This window comes from Enterobacter sp. UPMP2060 (genome assembly GCF_053709655.1).
The window spans coordinates 1-15,049 of record NZ_JBSKJQ010000012.1 but is presented as its reverse complement, the minus strand read 5'-3'; the positions used below and the strand labels follow the sequence as shown (position 1 = coordinate 15,049).

General features: G+C 57.5%; 16 protein-coding genes, 1 tRNA gene and 1 pseudogene. 7 read left to right on the top strand and 11 right to left on the bottom strand.

Annotated features, from left to right (window positions below; genetic code table 11):
• Positions 1-160: 160 nt before the first annotated feature.
• Positions 161-2,545, top strand: a complete 2,385-nt coding sequence (locus ACWKXN_RS18870) for a beta-N-acetylhexosaminidase (RefSeq protein WP_454544140.1) — start codon at positions 161-163, stop codon at positions 2,543-2,545.
• Between the two features lie 50 nt (positions 2,546-2,595).
• On the opposite strand, the gene ridA is transcribed toward ACWKXN_RS18870, so the two are convergent.
• The 4 genes from ridA to ACWKXN_RS18850 form a co-directional block, all read right to left on the bottom strand.
• Complete coding sequence (gene ridA / locus ACWKXN_RS18865; RefSeq protein ID WP_008501391.1) at positions 2,596-2,982, bottom strand: 2-iminobutanoate/2-iminopropanoate deaminase; 387 nt, start codon at positions 2,980-2,982, stop codon at positions 2,596-2,598.
• A gap of 73 nt (positions 2,983-3,055) precedes the next feature.
• Entirely contained in the window at positions 3,056-3,517 is a 462-nt protein-coding gene (pyrI, locus tag ACWKXN_RS18860; RefSeq protein ID WP_023310197.1) for an aspartate carbamoyltransferase regulatory subunit, read from the bottom strand.
• Between the two features lie 12 nt (positions 3,518-3,529).
• A complete protein-coding gene (gene pyrB, locus ACWKXN_RS18855; protein ID WP_454544139.1) occupies positions 3,530-4,462 on the bottom strand; it encodes an aspartate carbamoyltransferase in 933 nt (310 codons plus the stop codon).
• Between the two features lie 34 nt (positions 4,463-4,496).
• Positions 4,497-4,601, bottom strand: a complete 105-nt coding sequence (locus ACWKXN_RS18850) for a pyrBI operon leader peptide (RefSeq protein ID WP_022646880.1) — start codon at positions 4,599-4,601, stop codon at positions 4,497-4,499.
• Between ACWKXN_RS18850 and ACWKXN_RS18845 the strand changes: the two are divergent.
• Positions 4,581-4,698 (top strand): annotated as a pseudogene (locus ACWKXN_RS18845) (hypothetical protein). The gene ACWKXN_RS18850 and the pseudogene ACWKXN_RS18845 sit on opposite strands and share 21 nt — an antisense overlap.
• A gap of 3 nt (positions 4,699-4,701) precedes the next feature.
• On the opposite strand, the gene ACWKXN_RS18840 reads toward ACWKXN_RS18845, so the two are convergent.
• From ACWKXN_RS18840 to arcA, 5 genes are all read right to left on the bottom strand, one after another.
• The gene (locus ACWKXN_RS18840; protein WP_029739272.1) at positions 4,702-5,181 is read right to left on the bottom strand and encodes an arginine repressor; all 480 of its coding nucleotides are present in this window, start codon (positions 5,179-5,181) and stop codon (positions 4,702-4,704) included.
• An 80-nt stretch (positions 5,182-5,261) separates the two neighbouring features.
• Positions 5,262-6,665 carry a YfcC family protein gene (locus ACWKXN_RS18835; RefSeq protein ID WP_454544138.1) on the bottom strand — a complete coding sequence of 468 codons (1,404 nt, stop codon included), beginning with the start codon at positions 6,663-6,665 and terminating at the stop codon, positions 5,262-5,264.
• 47 nt (positions 6,666-6,712) lie between these two features.
• Entirely contained in the window at positions 6,713-7,717 is a 1,005-nt protein-coding gene (gene argF, locus ACWKXN_RS18830) for an ornithine carbamoyltransferase (protein WP_032647051.1), read from the bottom strand.
• A gap of 129 nt (positions 7,718-7,846) precedes the next feature.
• Positions 7,847-8,758, bottom strand: coding sequence for a carbamate kinase (gene arcC, locus ACWKXN_RS18825; protein ID WP_454544137.1), 912 nt, complete (start codon positions 8,756-8,758; stop codon positions 7,847-7,849).
• Between the two features lie 10 nt (positions 8,759-8,768).
• On the bottom strand, positions 8,769-9,989 hold the full coding sequence (arcA, locus tag ACWKXN_RS18820) for an arginine deiminase (RefSeq protein ID WP_029739276.1): 1,221 nt from the start codon (positions 9,987-9,989) through the stop codon (positions 8,769-8,771).
• A 675-nt stretch (positions 9,990-10,664) separates the two neighbouring features.
• Between arcA and ACWKXN_RS18815 the strand changes: the two genes are divergently transcribed.
• On the top strand, positions 10,665-11,117 hold the full coding sequence (locus tag ACWKXN_RS18815) for a YhcH/YjgK/YiaL family protein (RefSeq protein WP_454544136.1): 453 nt from the start codon (positions 10,665-10,667) through the stop codon (positions 11,115-11,117).
• A 66-nt stretch (positions 11,118-11,183) separates the two neighbouring features.
• Here the strand turns inward: ACWKXN_RS18815 and argF (ACWKXN_RS18810) are convergent, their stop codons facing one another.
• Complete coding sequence (gene argF / locus ACWKXN_RS18810) at positions 11,184-12,188, bottom strand: ornithine carbamoyltransferase (RefSeq protein WP_454544135.1); 1,005 nt, start codon at positions 12,186-12,188, stop codon at positions 11,184-11,186.
• Positions 12,158-12,253 carry a putative translational regulatory protein ArgL gene (argL, locus tag ACWKXN_RS18805; RefSeq protein ID WP_213328991.1) on the bottom strand — a complete coding sequence of 32 codons (96 nt, stop codon included), beginning with the start codon at positions 12,251-12,253 and terminating at the stop codon, positions 12,158-12,160. Before argL ends, argF (ACWKXN_RS18810) begins: the two co-directional genes overlap by 31 nt.
• A gap of 99 nt (positions 12,254-12,352) precedes the next feature.
• Here argL and rraB point away from each other — a divergent pair, with 99 nt between their 5' ends.
• The 4 genes from rraB (at position 12,353) to ACWKXN_RS18785 (ending at position 14,526) form a co-directional block, all read left to right on the top strand.
• Entirely contained in the window at positions 12,353-12,778 is a 426-nt protein-coding gene (rraB, locus tag ACWKXN_RS18800) for a ribonuclease E inhibitor RraB (RefSeq protein ID WP_029739283.1), read from the top strand.
• A gap of 46 nt (positions 12,779-12,824) precedes the next feature.
• Positions 12,825-13,583: a tRNA isopentenyl-2-thiomethyl-A-37 hydroxylase MiaE gene (miaE, locus tag ACWKXN_RS18795; RefSeq protein ID WP_047059075.1), complete on the top strand. Its 759-nt coding sequence runs from the start codon at positions 12,825-12,827 to the stop codon at positions 13,581-13,583.
• A gap of 30 nt (positions 13,584-13,613) precedes the next feature.
• The gene (locus ACWKXN_RS18790) at positions 13,614-14,336 is read left to right on the top strand and encodes a topoisomerase II (protein ID WP_454544134.1); all 723 of its coding nucleotides are present in this window, start codon (positions 13,614-13,616) and stop codon (positions 14,334-14,336) included.
• A gap of 105 nt (positions 14,337-14,441) precedes the next feature.
• A tRNA-Leu gene (locus ACWKXN_RS18785) sits at positions 14,442-14,526 on the top strand.
• Positions 14,527-15,049 lie beyond the last annotated feature (523 nt).

Below are 15,049 nucleotides of genomic sequence, written 5' to 3'. Positions count from 1 at the left end.
TCACCCTCGCCCCTTTGGGGAGAGGGCCGGGGTGAGGGGGCTGGCTTTCCTCCCAAATTCAACAACCTGTGATCTCCGTCGGCGCATTCGCTTGACGACAAATTGAGCGCATGTTAACAGAATGTTTTGCCTTTATTTGGCCCGTCGATAAGGAACATTCATGTTACGGTACAGTCTCTTAACCGCCGGGCTGATGCTCGGCGCCTCTGCGTTTGCCGCCCCGGCAGGCGATCTCCCTTTGATGCCCTGGCCTGCGAAGGTCGAACGCCCGACGACCCAGGGCGCGCTGGTGCTCAACAACAACGTATCCATTAGCGTCAGCGGGGACGATCTCGGTGACGCCGTCAACCGCCTGCGCCAGCGCATTGCCCTGCAAACCGGCTGGACGCTGCAGCCTCAGGCTGAAAAACCAGATAAACCGACCATCCGTATCGCGATTACCAAAAAGGTCAAGCCGCTGCCGCTGCCGGACAGCGATGAAAGCTATAAGCTCACGGTGGATGCTAACGGCGTCGATATCTCCGCCAACACCCGCTTCGGCGCGCTGCGCGCCATGGAAACCCTGCTCCAGCTGATGCAGAACGGGGCGGAAAACACCTCGCTGCCGTGGGTCACCATTGAAGATTCGCCGCGCTTCCCGTGGCGCGGGCTGCTGCTCGACTCGGCTCGTCACTTTATTCCGCTGCCGGATATCAAGCGCCAGATCGACGGCATGGCCGCGGCGAAGCTCAACGTCCTGCACTGGCACCTGACCGACGATCAGGGCTGGCGCTTCAGCTCGAAGCGCTACCCTAAGCTGACGCAGCTTGCCAGCGACGGGCTGTACTACACGCCGGAACAGATGCGCGAGGTGGTGCGTTACGCCGCCGAACGCGGTATCCGCGTGGTGCCGGAGATCGACATGCCGGGCCACGCCTCGGCGATTGCCGTAGCCTATCCGGAGCTGATGAGCGCCCCGGGGCCGTACGCCATGGAGCGCCGCTGGGGCGTGCTGAAGCCGGTGTTAGATCCCACTAAAGAGGCAACCTACGCCTTTGCTGACGCGATGGTCAGCGAACTGGCGGCGATCTTCCCCGATCCGTATCTGCATATCGGCGGCGATGAGGTGGACGATAGCCAGTGGAAAGCGAATGCCGCGATCCAGAACTTCATGCGCGACAACAGGCTGGCGGACAGCCACGCGCTGCAGGCGTATTTCAACCGCAGGCTGGAAACAATCCTTGAGAAGCATCACCGGCAGATGGTCGGCTGGGATGAGATCTACCATCCCGACCTGCCGAAAAGCATTCTGATCCAGTCCTGGCAGGGGCAGGACGCGCTGGGGCAGGTGGCGCAGAACGGCTACAAGGGCATTCTCTCGACGGGCTTCTATCTCGACCAGCCCCAGTCCACCGCCTATCACTACCGCAACGAAATTGTCCCGCAGGGGCTGAACGGCGTGGATGTGATTGCAGACAGCGACAGCGTCCAGAGCTGGGCCTTCTCCATGCCGCGCCTGAAGGGCAAGCCGGTGGAGGGGAGCTTTACGCTGGTGAAAGGGGATTCAGGCTGGCGCGGGTTTATTGATTTTGCCGGGAAATCGCGCCGCGCGGTGCAGGATATTGAATGGCGCGATGACAGCCAGGTGACGTTCACCGTCGACACCTGGATGGGCGAGACGCGCCCGGTGGTTTCCGTTGATAACGACAAACTCACCGGCTATTTCCTGGTGGGGAATACGCGTTACCCAATCAGCGGCACGCGTCTGGACGCGGTGCCGAAAGGCATTCCGCCGGTCGTGCCGGACGTGGCGAATCAGGCCAACCTGCTCGGCGGGGAAGCCGCGCTGTGGGCGGAAAACGTGGTGGCGCCGGTGCTGGATATCCGACTGTGGCCGCGCACCTTTGCGGTGGCGGAGCGGCTGTGGTCCGCGCAGGACGTCAACGACGTCGACAACATGTACACCCGCCTGCAGGCGATGGACAGCTGGTCGACGGTGTCTGTCGGGCTGCAGCAGCATACCCAGCAGCAGGTGCAGTTCACGCGCCTTGCCGGTAATGCCGACACGCTGCCGCTGCAGATCCTCGCTCAGGCGGTAGAGCCCGCGCAGTATTACACCCGCCAGCACCTGAAGTTTCAGGCGGGAAATTATCATCAGTTCGAACCGCTCAACCGCTTCGCCGATGCGCTGAACGCCGAAAGCGCCACCGTGCGCCAGATGAACAAATGGGCGGACCGCCTGGTGAGCGATGCGGAAGACGCGGAAAGCGCCGACGCGCTGCGCCACGTCTTTAACCGCTGGCAGAGCAACACCAGCGACGCGCTGGCGCTAAGCGAAAACAGCTATCAGCTTAAGGCGATGAAGCCGGTGATACAGGAGGTGGATAAGCTGGCCTCCATTGGCCTGAGGCTGACGGATCTGGTGGCGCGCCAGGGCACGCTGGATGATAAAGAAATAGCGTCGATTCAGAGCGAGCTGGATAACGCGGCGAAGGTTCAGGACGAAGTGGTGATTGCGGCGGTCTATCCGCTGGAGACGCTGCTCAGGGCGACGCGGAATCAGTAGCAAGCAACAAAAAAGGCAGCCTGGGCTGCCTTTTTTATCGCCAAAGCGAATTAGCGACGTACCGCAATCGCTTCGATTTCAATTTTCACGTCTTTTGGCAGACGGGCCACTTCCACGCAGGAGCGCGCCGGGAAGGTGGCGTTGTGCTCGGTGAAGAACGCTTCGTAAGTGGCGTTAACGGTCGCGAAATCGTTCAGATCCTTCACGAAAACGGTGGTTTTCACGATATCGCCCACTTTCAGACCGGCAGATTCAACGATAGCCTGCACGTTTTCCAGCGACTGACGGGCCTGTGCCGCGACGTCTTCCGGCACCGCGCCGGTTTTTGGGTTCACCGGGATCTGACCGGAAGTGATGATCATGCTACCCAGATCAACGCCCTGAACGTAAGGGCCGATAGCCGCTGGTGCATTTTCCGTCGCGAGTACTTTGCTCATGTTTTCTCCAGAATTACAGCGTTAAGAATGTTCCCGGCCATTATAACAGCCGGGATTTCATTACCAACCTCAATTAGTTGGCCAGCACCACATAATGAGAAAACTCTTTTTCGCAGTATTTGCATTTGAGCGCGATGTCATCGGCGCGTTTTTTCACTGCAAAGCTGGAAGAAACCGGCTCAGCATGACTGATGCAGTTGCTGTTCGGGCAGACCAGCACGCTTTCAATGCGATCCGGCAGGCTCGGACGGGATTTGCCGACCACTTCATACTCGTCGATGCGGTTGACGGTGGCGTCCGGCGCGTACAGCGACAGCTGGTTGACCTGCTCGTCGGTCAGGAAGGTGTTCTCGATTTTGATCAGGTCCTTGCGGCCCATCTCGCCCGACGGCAGGTTCAGGCCGATGGTGATGCGCTGGTCGGTTTCGGTCAGTTTGAACAGCGTCAGCAGCTTAAAGCCCACCTGCGCAGGGATGTGGTCAATCACGGTGCCACGCTTGATGGCTTCAACCTGGAGTTTGTTATCGTGTGTCATGGTCGTTTCCCCTTACAGTGCCAATTCGCGATTCAGAACCAGTGCCAGTAACGCCTGGCGGGCGAAGATGCCGTTTCCGGCCTGCTGGAAGTACCAGGCGTGCGGCGTCTTATCCACGTCTGTGGTGATCTCATCGATGCGCGGCAGTGGATGCAGTACCTTCATGTTGTCGCGCGCGCCCTCGAGGTCGCTGGCGCGCAGCACGAACTGTGCCTTCACGTTGGCGTATTCGGACGGATCCAGACGCTCTTTCTGAACGCGGGTCATGTACAGAATATCCACGTGGCTCATCACCTCTTCGATGCTGGCGTGCAGGCTCCACTGAATGCCTTTTTCGTCCAGCATGTCGAGAATGTACTGCGGCATCGCCAGCGCGTCCGGGGCGATGAAGAAGAAGCGGTTGCCGTTAAATTTCGCCAGCGCCTGGGTCAGGGAGTGGACGGTGCGGCCATATTTCAGGTCGCCGACCATGGCGATATTCAGGTTCTCGAGCTTGCCCTGCGTCTCCTGAATGGTGAACAGATCCAGCAGGGTCTGCGTTGGGTGCTGGTTGGCACCGTCACCGGCGTTCAGCACCGGAATGCCGCCGGAAAACTCGGTCGCCAGGCGCGCCGCGCCCTCCTGCGGATGACGCATCACAATCGCGTCGACGTAGGTGCTGATAACTGAAATGGTGTCCGCCAGGGTTTCGCCTTTTTTACCCAGCGACGTGTTGCTGCTGTCCGAGAAGCCCACCACGCTCGCGCCCAGGCGGTGCATGGAGGTTTCAAAGGAGAGGCGGGTGCGGGTCGAGGCTTCGAAGAAGCAGCTCGCAATCACCTTGTGCTTCAGCAGCTCCGGTTGCGGATTGGCCTTCAGTTTTGCCGCGGTTTCCAGAACCAGTTCCAGCTCTTCGCGGCTGAGGTCGCTTATGGAAATGATGTGTTTTTGATAAAGCGGATTCATGTTTATCTCCTGACGCCGGGCAAAAAAAAGCCCCTCAAATGAGGGGCTCTGGGAATAGGTTTAGCAACGGGAAGAAAAACGGCAGGCCAGCGTCTGATTTCAGACGCGGTAAGACGTTATGTCGTACACGCTTGACCATGCTTCCTCCCGGCAAATTGTCGGGCATTATACGCAGCTCGCTTTTCGGATCAAGCGATTTAATGCACGCTTTACTCAATGCAAACGGTTCTTTATGAATATTAATGCGTTCTGAGTAAATAATTAATTTGCTTATGCACCAGGGCGGTGCGCTTCACGACCCGGGGAGCGACCCAGACGATACTGCTGCCGGCCACCACGCCTAAAATTTCCGGTAGCTGGTGATAATCCAGAATACGCGCCACCGCGCGGCCATATCCGGCGACGGTATGAACAAGGATAAACTCGCTATTGTGCTCGACGCTGACCACCATTTCGGACACGGTACGCGCGGCGTCGGGGGCAGGGCGCAGCTGGGGATTCAGCGAATAAATCTTTAGCCCTTTGGCATTTCGAATTTTTATGACGCCGAGCAATTTAAGCAGACGTGAAACGGTGGACTGGCTGATGGTCTCAAAACCACGCTCCTGCAAATCCCGGCGGATCTCCTCCTGAGAGAGATAGCTCTTTTCTGCGATCAGGCGCTGGCAGACCGTCAGCTGTAGTTGCTCTTTGGGAGAGTACTCTTCGTAATCCATCATAGTTCCCATATCAGTTCCTGAAATAACCGGTGGCACCGCACCGATCCGTAGGCCGGATAAGCGCAGCGCCATCCGGCAAATCACAACAAGGCACCCAGACTTAACGCCACCATAATCACCACCGTTAAAATGCCCAGCAGCGGCGCCACCCATTTCAGATAGCGCACGTAGGGCACGCGGGCGATAGCCAGCCCGCCCATCACGACGGCAGAAGTGGGCGTGACGAGGTTAACGATGCCGGAGGCCGACTGGTAAGCCGTCACCACCAGGTCGCGGTTGACGTTAGCGAAATCGGCAAGCGGCGCCATGATCGGCATCGTCAGAACGGCCAGGCCGGATGAAGAAGGCACAAGAAACGACAGCACGACCTCCAGCCAGTACATCACGTTGATAAACGCTACCGTGGACAACCCGCTGACCAGCCCTTCCGCGCTGTGCAAAATGGTGTGGGTAATCATGCCCTTATCCATGATGACTACGATACCGCGCGCGATGCCGATAATCAGCGCGACGCCCAGCAAATCTCGCGCGCCGTTGATAAACGTCGACGTCAGCTCCTCTTCGCTCATGCGGGCAATCAGGCCGACGATAATCGAGCTGGCGAGAAACACCGCCGAGATCTCCGCCATCCACCAGCCCAGCACCGCCACGCCGTAGATCATCACCGCGAAGGCGAGGGCGAAAATCACCAGGATGATTTTGCGCACCGGGGTAAATTCCAGCGACTGTTCGCCCTTGTCGCCGAGGAAGTGGGCGCGGTTCTCTTCCTGTTTGTCTGCGACGATCGACAGCGACGGATCCTGGCGCACCTTACGGGCGTAACGCATCACCCACGCCACGCAGATGATCCAGCCGATGACCAGCAGCGCCACGCGCAGGGCGATGCCGTTAGTGAAGGGGATCCCGGCGGCGTTGGCGGCGATCACCGTGGCAAACGGGTTAATGGTAGAGCCGAGCGTGCCGATCCCCGCCCCGAGCAGCACGGTAGAGGCGGCGACAACCGGATCGAACCGGGCGGCCAGCATCACCGGCACCAGCAGGGTGTAGAACGGCAGAGACTCTTCGGCCATGCCGTAAATGGTGCCGCCCGCGGCAAACAGCGCCATCAGGATCGGGATCATCCACTCCTCGCGTCCGCGCAGCCGGGTGGTTACGCGTTCGATCCCGGCGTCAATCGCCCCGGTTTTGGTGACGATCCCGAGAAAACCGCCGATGATCAGGATAAACAGCGCGACGTCGATCGCCCCGGCCTGGCCGGAGACCGGATCGTACAGCCCGGCGATGGGCGCCATCAGGACGGAAACCAGCCCCTGCGGATGCGCCGCCACGTGCGCGTAAGTTCCGGCAATCGGGACTTCTTTACCGAGGGTCTCGTTCATCGCCATCTGGTACTGACCGGCGGGGACGACCCAGCTCAGCGCCGCCACAACGGCAATCAGGAAAAAGAGAATGGTGTAAGCGGAGGGAAACTTAAACTTGCCCATGATGTTCTCCTTAAACCCGGCGCACCCCGCGGCGCGCCGGGCGGTGATTAGTCGCCGAGTGTCGCCACCATGACCGCTTTAATGGTGTGCATGCGGTTCTCTGCTTCGTCGAAGACGATGGAGTTCGGTGATTCGAAGACCTCTTCCGTCACCTCCAGCCCCTTCAGGCCGTAGGCCATCTCGATCTCGCGGCCCACTTTGGTGTGTTCGTTGTGGAACGCCGGCAGGCAGTGCATAAACTTGACGTTCGGGTTGCCGGTGGCTTTCATCACGTCCGCGTTGATTTGATACGGCTTCATCAGGCTGACGCGCTCGGCCCAGGCCTCCTTCGGTTCGCCCATGGAGACCCACACGTCGGTGTAGAGGAAATCGGTCCCCTGCACGCCTTCTTCCACGTCGTCGGTGAGGGTGATGCGCGCGCCCGTCTCTTTCGCGATGGCGCGGCACTGCTCAACCAGCCCGGCTTCCGGCCAGAAGGATTTCGGTGCGACGAGGCGGATATCCATCCCCATCTTGGCCGCGCCGACCATCAGCGAGTTACCCATGTTGTTGCGCGCGTCGCCCAGGTAGGCAAAGCTCAGCTCCGGCAGGGTTTTGCCCGGCGCGTGCTCCAGCATGGTCATCAGGTCGGCGAGGATCTGCGTTGGGTGGAACTCGTCGGTCAGGCCGTTCCACACCGGCACGCCCGCGTATTCGCCCAGCTCTTCGACGATGGCCTGGCCGTAGCCGCGGTATTCGATGCCGTCATACATGCGGCCCAGCACGCGGGCGGTGTCTTTCATCGACTCTTTATGGCCGATCTGCGAGCCGCTTGGGCCGAGATAGGTCACCTGCGCGCCCTGGTCGAACGCGCCCACTTCGAATGCGCAGCGGGTGCGGGTGGAGGTTTTTTCAAAAATCAGGGCGATGTTTTTCCCGACCAGGGTTTGCTTTTCACGTCCGGCTTTTTTGGCGGCCTTCAGCTCGATGGCGAGGTCGATCAGGTACTGGATCTCCGCCGGGGTGTAGTCCAGCAGTTTCAGGAAGTTGCGGTTTTTCAGGTTGATGGTCATGGGTAAATCCTTTTTAAAATTAGTGTCTAAAACCTTACCCCTCACCCCAGCCCTCTCCCCAAAGGGGAGAGGGTGTTTCAAGTCCCCTCTCCCCTTTGGGGAGAGGGTTAGGGTGAGGGGAGAGTGTGCTCAATTACGAATCAACGTGCCTTTCTCGCCCGCCAGGATCTCCGCGCCGTCGGCCAGCGCGCCGATCCCGGCAATGCCGTTGCAGGCTTCAACAAACTCGCGGCAGGCGGCCACTTTCGGCCCCATCGATCCGGCGTCGAACTGCATGCCTCTGAGCAGCTCCGGCGTCACCTGCGCCAGCGGGCGCTGGCTCGGCTTGCCCCAGTCGAGGTACACCGCGTCGGCATCGGTCAGGATCAGCAGGGCGTCGGCCTCGATCTGGCGCGCCAGCAGGGCGGCGGAGAGGTCTTTGTCGATCACCGCCTCAATGCCGCGATAGCCGTTGGCGTTCTCCACTACCGGCACGCCGCCGCCGCCGTTGCAGATCACCAGGTGATCGCGCTGGATCAGCGCCGTGATGGCGTCGCTCTCGACGATGCGCTTCGGCTGCGGTGACGGCACCACGCGGCGGACGTAGCTGCCGTCGGCCTTGAACACCCAGCCTTTTTCCGCAGCGAGCGCTTTCGCCTGGGCTTCGCTGTACACCGGGCCGATGTATTTGGTGGGGTTGCTGAAGGCCGGGTCGGCGGCGTCCACCTCCACCTGCGTGAGCAGGACGCTGACCTCGCGCTGCGGCAGATTGTTTTTCAGCGCCTGCTGGAGCATGTAGCCGATCATTCCCTGGCTTTCGGCGCCGAGAACGTCCAGCGGGTAGGGTGTGACTTTGTCGTAGGCGCTGTTCTGCAGCGCCAGCAGCCCGACCTGCGGCCCGTTGCCGTGCACCAGCACCACGCGCCACTGTTCTGTTAATCCGGCGATGGTGCGGGCGGCCTGCTCGATGTTCTGACGCTGGATTTCGGCTTCCAGCGGCTCGCCGCGCTTGAGCAGCGCGTTGCCGCCAAGGGCCACAACCAGAGTGGGTTTTCGTTCCATGATGGCTCCTTTAAATTCCGTCGCGTTCCAGCGGGCAGCTCATGCAGCGCGCGCCGCCGCGACCGCGTCCGAGCTCGTCGCCCGGGATGGGCAGCACGGTGATACCCGCTTTGTCGTACTTCTCGTTGGTCCAGACGTTGCGCTCGTAGCCAATCACCACGCCCGGGCGAATGGTCAGCACGTTGTTGGCGTCGTTCCACTGCTCGCGTTCGGCTTCAAAGGCGTCGCCGCCGGTGGTGATCAGGCGCACCTGGTTAATGCCGAGCGCTTTCTCGATGGCGTGCAGCAGGTCGGTTTCCTGGGTGCGCAACAGGCCGCCGCGTCCGTCTGGGGTGAGCGTCCAGCACTGGGCGTCCTTGCGCACCACTTCCGGGTAGACGGAGAAGGTGTCCACGTCGATGTGGGTCATCACGGTGTCGAGGTGCATGCAGGAGCGGTGTTTTGGCAGCTCAACGGCGATCACGCGCTCGGCCTGACGGTGTTTGAACAGGCTGTTGGCGAGGAACTCCACGCCCTGCGGCGTCGTGCGCTCGGACATGCCGATTAATACCGCCCCGCGGCCAATCACCAGTACGTCGCCGCCTTCTAGCGTGGCGTGGTCGTAATTAATATTCTCGTCGCCGAAATACTTAATAAAATCGCCGTCGGCAAACGCCGGATGCCAGCGATATATTGCCCGCAGGTTATTCGTTTCACGCTGACGGGCCGGTTTCGCCATGGGGTTAATAGAGACGCCGTTATAAATCCAGCACGAGGTATCGCGGGTAAATAAATGGTTCGGCAGCGGCTTCATAATAAAATCATTCGCCGTGTGGGTATCCACCACCATATTTTTAATGGCCGCCGGAATTTCGCCGTAGGTTAATCCGCCGCTTAATCTGCGCGCCAGTTCGCGGTGCGGCATATCCGCCAGCCAGCCGCGGACGTCGCCGGCAAAGGTCGGGCCGAGGCGATAGTCAGAGATTTGGGTATCCAGAAGCCAGGCTTTCGCTTCTGCAATATCAAGGGTTTGTGTCAGAAGGTCGGTCAATAGCAGGACTTCCACACCCTGCTCGCGCAGCGTGTTGGCGAAGATGTCATGCTCCTCACCCGCCCGCTCAACCGAGAGCACGTCATCGAAAAGCAGCTCCTGACAGTTTGATGGCGTTAAACGTTTCAGACTTAAATTAGGACGATGCAGCATAACGCTACGCAATTGACCAATTTCAGAACCGACGTAATGCTTTTCCATAATTATTCCTTTAACTGTTTTTCAGAATAAAAAGGGCATGCGCCATGTGATGTGTTTAATTTCATGGCGGCTAAGCTCAATTGATTTCGTGATTCATACTAGGCAGTTAAATAATCCGTATTGTGATATCGCTCACGCGAAACTGGATATTAAGGGGTTTGTTTTCATTTGCATGATTCGCGTCAGATAATGATTGATTTCATATTATTGAGGGGTGAATAGCTAAGCAGGATCCGCTGGCATTATTCGAGGTTGTTATTATTTTGTAGATTTTAATCTTTTGAAATACATTGTTATGTATCTGATTTTAAATGAAAAACATCATGAGCAAGAATGGCTATGCAATTAACGTAATTAACTATTTTAGACTTAAGGAAAATCAATAAATAATTATGGTTTTTTAGAGCAAATTATCAAAACAGTAAAGTGTGAGACGGCAACGGGTTTTGTTAATTAGAGAGCATGATCAAGAGGTTAGAAGAGTCGTCCGATAAGCGTTGATCGAGGTTATGCATAACCCCTGCATAATTGCCTGGACAGGATTAACAGTGAATTAACACCTTTCCCGATAAACATGCGCTCGCGCAAACCTCTTCGAAAAAGGGCTGGTATGGCAGTCTTAACTCTCGTATAAAAGATAAAAATGAAACGTTGTTTTACGTTGAGGGATTTCACATGATTATCGGCAACATCCACCATCTGCAGCACTGGCTGCCTGACGCGCTGCGCCAGGCGATTGAGCACGTTAAAGCCCACGTCACTGACGCCACGCCGCTCGGGAAACACGACATCAACGGCAGCAGCCTGTTCTATCTGGTCTCGGAAGATATGACCCAGCCGTTCGCCGAGCGCCGCGCCGAGTACCACGCGCGCTATCTGGACATCCAGATAATTATGAAGGGCCAGGAAGGGATGACCTTCAGCACCCTGCCGCACGGCGCGCCCGACACCGACTGGCTGGCGGACAAAGACATCGCGTTCCTGCCGGAAGGCGAGCAGGAGAAAACCGTGGTGCTGAGCGAAGGGGATTTTGTGGTGTTCTGGCCGGGCGAAGTGCACAAGCCGCTGTGCGCGGTGGGGACGCCTGCGAAGGTGCGCAAGGTTGTTGTGAAGATGCTGATTAGCTAATCGGGTTTACTCCCTCTCCCTGTGGGAGAGGGCCGGGGTGAGGGCATCAGACCGCAGAAGAGTCCATCACTCCCCAAGCGTCGCCACCATCACCGCCTTAATCGTATGCATCCGGTTTTCCGCCTGGTCGAACACGATGCTCGCCGCCGACTCAAACACCTCGTCCGTCACTTCCATCCCGCCGTGCAGATCGAACTCTTTCGCCATATGCTTGCCGAGCGTGGTCTGGTCGTCATGGAACGCCGGCAGACAGTGCAGGAACTTCACGTTCGGGTTGCCGGTCAGCGCCATCATCTGCGCATTCACCTGATACCCGCGCAGCAGCGCAATCCGCTCCGCCCACTTCTCTTTGGCTTCGCCCATCGACACCCACACGTCGGTATAGATAAAGTCCGCGCCCTTCACGCCCGCCGCCACGTCTTCCGTCAGGGTGATCTTCCCGCCGTGCTTCTCCGCCAGCGCGCTGCACTCCGCCACCAGGCTCTCTTCCGGCCAGCAGGCTTTCGGGGCCACCAGGCGCAGATCCAGCCCGGTCAGCGCCGCTGCTTCCAGCATCGAGTTGCCCATGTTGTTGCGCGCGTCGCCCGCGTAGACCAGCGTCATCTCGTTAAACGCCTTGCCAGGCAGGTGCTCCTGCATGGTCAGCAGGTCCGCCAGCAGCTGCGTCGGGTGGAACTCGTTGGTCAGCCCGTTCCACACCGGCACGCCCGCGTACTGCGCCAGCGTTTCGACCACTTCCTGGCCGTGGCCGCGATACTGAATGCCGTCGTACATCCGCCCGAGAACCCGCGCGGTATCCTTAATTGACTCTTTATGCCCAATCTGGCTGCCGCTCGGCCCTAAATACGTGACGCGCGCGCCCTGGTCAAATGCGGCAACTTCGAAAGAGCAACGTGTACGGGTCGAGTCTTTTTCGAAGATGAGCGCAATGTTTTTACCGGTAAGCTTCTGTACTTCCTTGCCATTTTTTTTATCGGCTTTGAGCTGTGCGGCAAGGGTCAGCAGAGAAGTGAACTGTGCAGGGGTAAAGTCGAGCAATTTCAGAAAGTGTTTCTTGTATAAATCGGACATTTTATCCTCGCATGGCGAACGCCACTTATTGAATTAAAATTCACTTTATATGTGTAATTATTCATTTGCAACCCCGTTTCACAAATCTTTCTTACAAAGGTGGAGGCAAACCCGTCCGTGTGTGAAAATAGAAGTATCTGCCGCACTTTAAAGAGGATTGAGCCATGGCAAACCCGGAACACTTGGAAGAGCAACGCGAAGAGACGCGTCTGATTATTGAAGAACTGCTGGAAGACGGTAGCGATCCGGACGCGCTGTACACCATCGAGCACCATTTCTCTGCGGATGATTTCGACGCGCTGGAAAAGCTGGCCGTGGAAGCCTTCAAGCTGGGTTACGAAGTGACCGAGCCGGAAGAGCTGGAAGTGGAAGAGGGTGACACCGTCATCTGCTGCGACATCCTGAGCGAAGGCGCGCTGAAGGCGGAGCTGATCGACGCGCAGGTAGAACAGCTGATGAACCTGGCCGAGAAGTTTGAAGTGGAATACGACGGCTGGGGAACCTACTTCGAAGATCCGAACGGTGAAGACGGCGAAGAAGGCGACGACGAAGATTACGTCGACGAAGACGACGACGGCGTGCGTCACTAAGCGTTTCAGGCGGTGGCGCGCGCCACCGCTTTTTCAAGGCAGAACCATGGATTACCCGCAGATACTCGCCCCCGTACTCAACTTCCTCCAGTGCCCGACCCCGCAAGCATGGATTGATAAAGCCCGCGACCCGGCGAACCTGCCGCTGCTGCTGACCGACCACATGGTGTGCGAGCTCAAGGCCGCCCAGACCGCGCTGCTGCTGGTGCGTAAATACGTCGCCGACGAAAGCGGTGCCGACGCGCTGCTAGACTGGCTCAAACCCTACGAACAGTTCACCTTCCGCGACGGCCCGGAGCCGGACTTCATCGCCCTGCATAAGCAGATTGGCAAAAGCGTGATGCCCAAAACCGACGATCCGTGGGGCCAGGCGCTCATCGACAGCATGGTGCTGCTGATTAAAGAGGAGCTGCACCACTTCTGGCAGGTGCGCGAGGCGATGCTGGCCCGCGACATTCCGTACGTCAAAATCACCGCCAGCCGCTACGCCAAAGGGATGCTGAAGGAAGTGCGCACTCACGAACCGCTGACGCTGATCGACAAGCTCATCTGCGGCGCCTACATCGAAGCCCGCTCCTGCGAACGCTTCGCCGCGCTGGCCCCGTTCCTCGACGACGACCTGCAGAAGTTCTATCTCTCGCTGCTGCGCTCGGAAGCGCGCCACTATCAGGACTACCTGACGCTTGCCCGGCAGGTGAGCGATGACGATATCTCACCGCGCATACAGCTTTTTGGCGAAATTGAAGCCACACTTATCTCGACACCGGACAACGAGTTTCGCTTCCACAGCGGCGTGCCGGTGTAAACCGGCACAACTCAAGGATAAGGATGCGAGATGAATAAAATGTGGACCCGTACCGTGATGGTTGTTGTGGTGGCCGCCGCCGTGGCGTTCTGGGTGTTTTTCGACAGGCAGCGCGCCCCTGAACAGCAGATGGATAACGCCCTCAACGCGATGCCCGCCTGGCAGGTGATTAAGGAGCAGGAGCCCGCGCTGCATCAGCGCATCCTCGACCAGATGGCCGCCCTGCAAAAAGCGGGCGAGCCGGAGCAGCAGATTATCGACACCATCCAGCCGCAGCTCCTGCATCTGCAGATGTCGCGCCTGCAAAACGCCCCGGACGCCAACGTGGTGAACTACATGACCATCAACATGGAGCAGACCGCCGCCATCCAGAAGGTGAGCGACGACGCCTGCTTCCGCTTCCTCTACCCGACAGTGAAGGGCGGCGTGAACCCGATGCGCATGCTGGATAAAGACCTGATGACGCGGCGCATGCAGGCCGATGCCGACATGATGCGCGCGGCCTACGGCAAAAACCGCCACACCGTGACCCCGGCCGAACGCGAGGCGGCCGTCGAGGACGTGCGGCCGATTATGAAGGCACTTGCCGATAAGTACGGCGAGGACATTCAGCTGCTGCAGATGCCGGAGAAGGCGGCGGGCAAAGAGAAGCTCTCCTGCGATATGGTGCAGGAGATGTGGGCGAAGGTGCTGGCGCTGCCGGAGCAGAAGGCGGCGGGGGTGATTCGGCTGGCGGTGTCTGAGCTGGACTGACGATAGCGCTGGTTTTTTGGGCACTTAGCGCGGGTTTAGCGCGTCGTCGCTTGCATGGCGGCGCGCGACAGGTATAATCCACAACGTTTCCGCATCCCCTTCAGTGCCGAAGTGGCGAAATCGGTAGACGCAGTTGATTCAAAATCAACCGTAGAAATACGTGCCGGTTCGAGTCCGGCCTTCGGCACCAAAAGATATAAAATCTTAGGTAAATGTATACGGGTTTTATCTTCTTTCAATTTTTATGTTAAAACCATAAATGTCAAATCATTATTTTTCATGTTAGGTGTTTTTACTGGGATATATGGAAAATATACGGCTTTAATAGAATTTATAAAAAAATATAGTTTCTCGATGATTTTTCCATGTGAGAGTTTTTTATAAATAAATATTTTATTGGTAACTTGATTTTTAACATTGTATTCCTGGTGTTGATTTTTTGATATGCCATCAGGCTGATTGCGAAATAATTTCGATACTCATATTTTTGTTGTGCCATTTTGTAATTTGTTTTTAATTTTTTGTCCTGGTTGTTTAAATTGTGATTCTCCTTAATATATGTAATAACTTGTTTGTTTTAATTAATTGTAGCATGTCGCGCTGGATGCTTTGGCTTTATTTGGTTATATTTTTCGTAATGCTCTTTATATATTGTTGGTGATATGAATGCTTTAAGAATATTGTGAGTTCCGGTTGGTTTTTTGTGATGTAAT

What these genes read in the sequence shown, in the direction of transcription:
- ACWKXN_RS18790 (WP_454544134.1), top strand. Translation starts at nt 13,614, where the DNA reads ATGAATAAAATGTGGACCCGTACCGTGATGGTTGTTGTGGTGGCCGCC.
- pyrI (WP_023310197.1), bottom strand. Translation starts at nt 3,517, where the DNA reads ATGACACACGATAACAAACTCCAGGTTGAAGCCATCAAGCGTGGCACC.
- miaE (WP_047059075.1), top strand. Translation starts at nt 12,825, where the DNA reads ATGGATTACCCGCAGATACTCGCCCCCGTACTCAACTTCCTCCAGTGC.
- argF (WP_454544135.1), bottom strand. Translation starts at nt 12,188, where the DNA reads ATGTCCGATTTATACAAGAAACACTTTCTGAAATTGCTCGACTTTACC.
- ACWKXN_RS18870 (WP_454544140.1), top strand. Translation starts at nt 161, where the DNA reads ATGTTACGGTACAGTCTCTTAACCGCCGGGCTGATGCTCGGCGCCTCT.
- ACWKXN_RS18840 (WP_029739272.1), bottom strand. Translation starts at nt 5,181, where the DNA reads ATGATGGATTACGAAGAGTACTCTCCCAAAGAGCAACTACAGCTGACG.
- pyrB (WP_454544139.1), bottom strand. Translation starts at nt 4,462, where the DNA reads ATGAATCCGCTTTATCAAAAACACATCATTTCCATAAGCGACCTCAGC.
- argL (WP_213328991.1), bottom strand. Translation starts at nt 12,253, where the DNA reads ATGAATAATTACACATATAAAGTGAATTTTAATTCAATAAGTGGCGTT.
- ridA (WP_008501391.1), bottom strand. Translation starts at nt 2,982, where the DNA reads ATGAGCAAAGTACTCGCGACGGAAAATGCACCAGCGGCTATCGGCCCT.
- argF (WP_032647051.1), bottom strand. Translation starts at nt 7,717, where the DNA reads ATGACCATCAACCTGAAAAACCGCAACTTCCTGAAACTGCTGGACTAC.
- arcA (WP_029739276.1), bottom strand. Translation starts at nt 9,989, where the DNA reads ATGGAAAAGCATTACGTCGGTTCTGAAATTGGTCAATTGCGTAGCGTT.
- ACWKXN_RS18850 (WP_022646880.1), bottom strand. Translation starts at nt 4,601, where the DNA reads ATGGTCAAGCGTGTACGACATAACGTCTTACCGCGTCTGAAATCAGAC.
- arcC (WP_454544137.1), bottom strand. Translation starts at nt 8,758, where the DNA reads ATGGAACGAAAACCCACTCTGGTTGTGGCCCTTGGCGGCAACGCGCTG.
- ACWKXN_RS18815 (WP_454544136.1), top strand. Translation starts at nt 10,665, where the DNA reads ATGATTATCGGCAACATCCACCATCTGCAGCACTGGCTGCCTGACGCG.
- rraB (WP_029739283.1), top strand. Translation starts at nt 12,353, where the DNA reads ATGGCAAACCCGGAACACTTGGAAGAGCAACGCGAAGAGACGCGTCTG.
- ACWKXN_RS18835 (WP_454544138.1), bottom strand. Translation starts at nt 6,665, where the DNA reads ATGGGCAAGTTTAAGTTTCCCTCCGCTTACACCATTCTCTTTTTCCTG.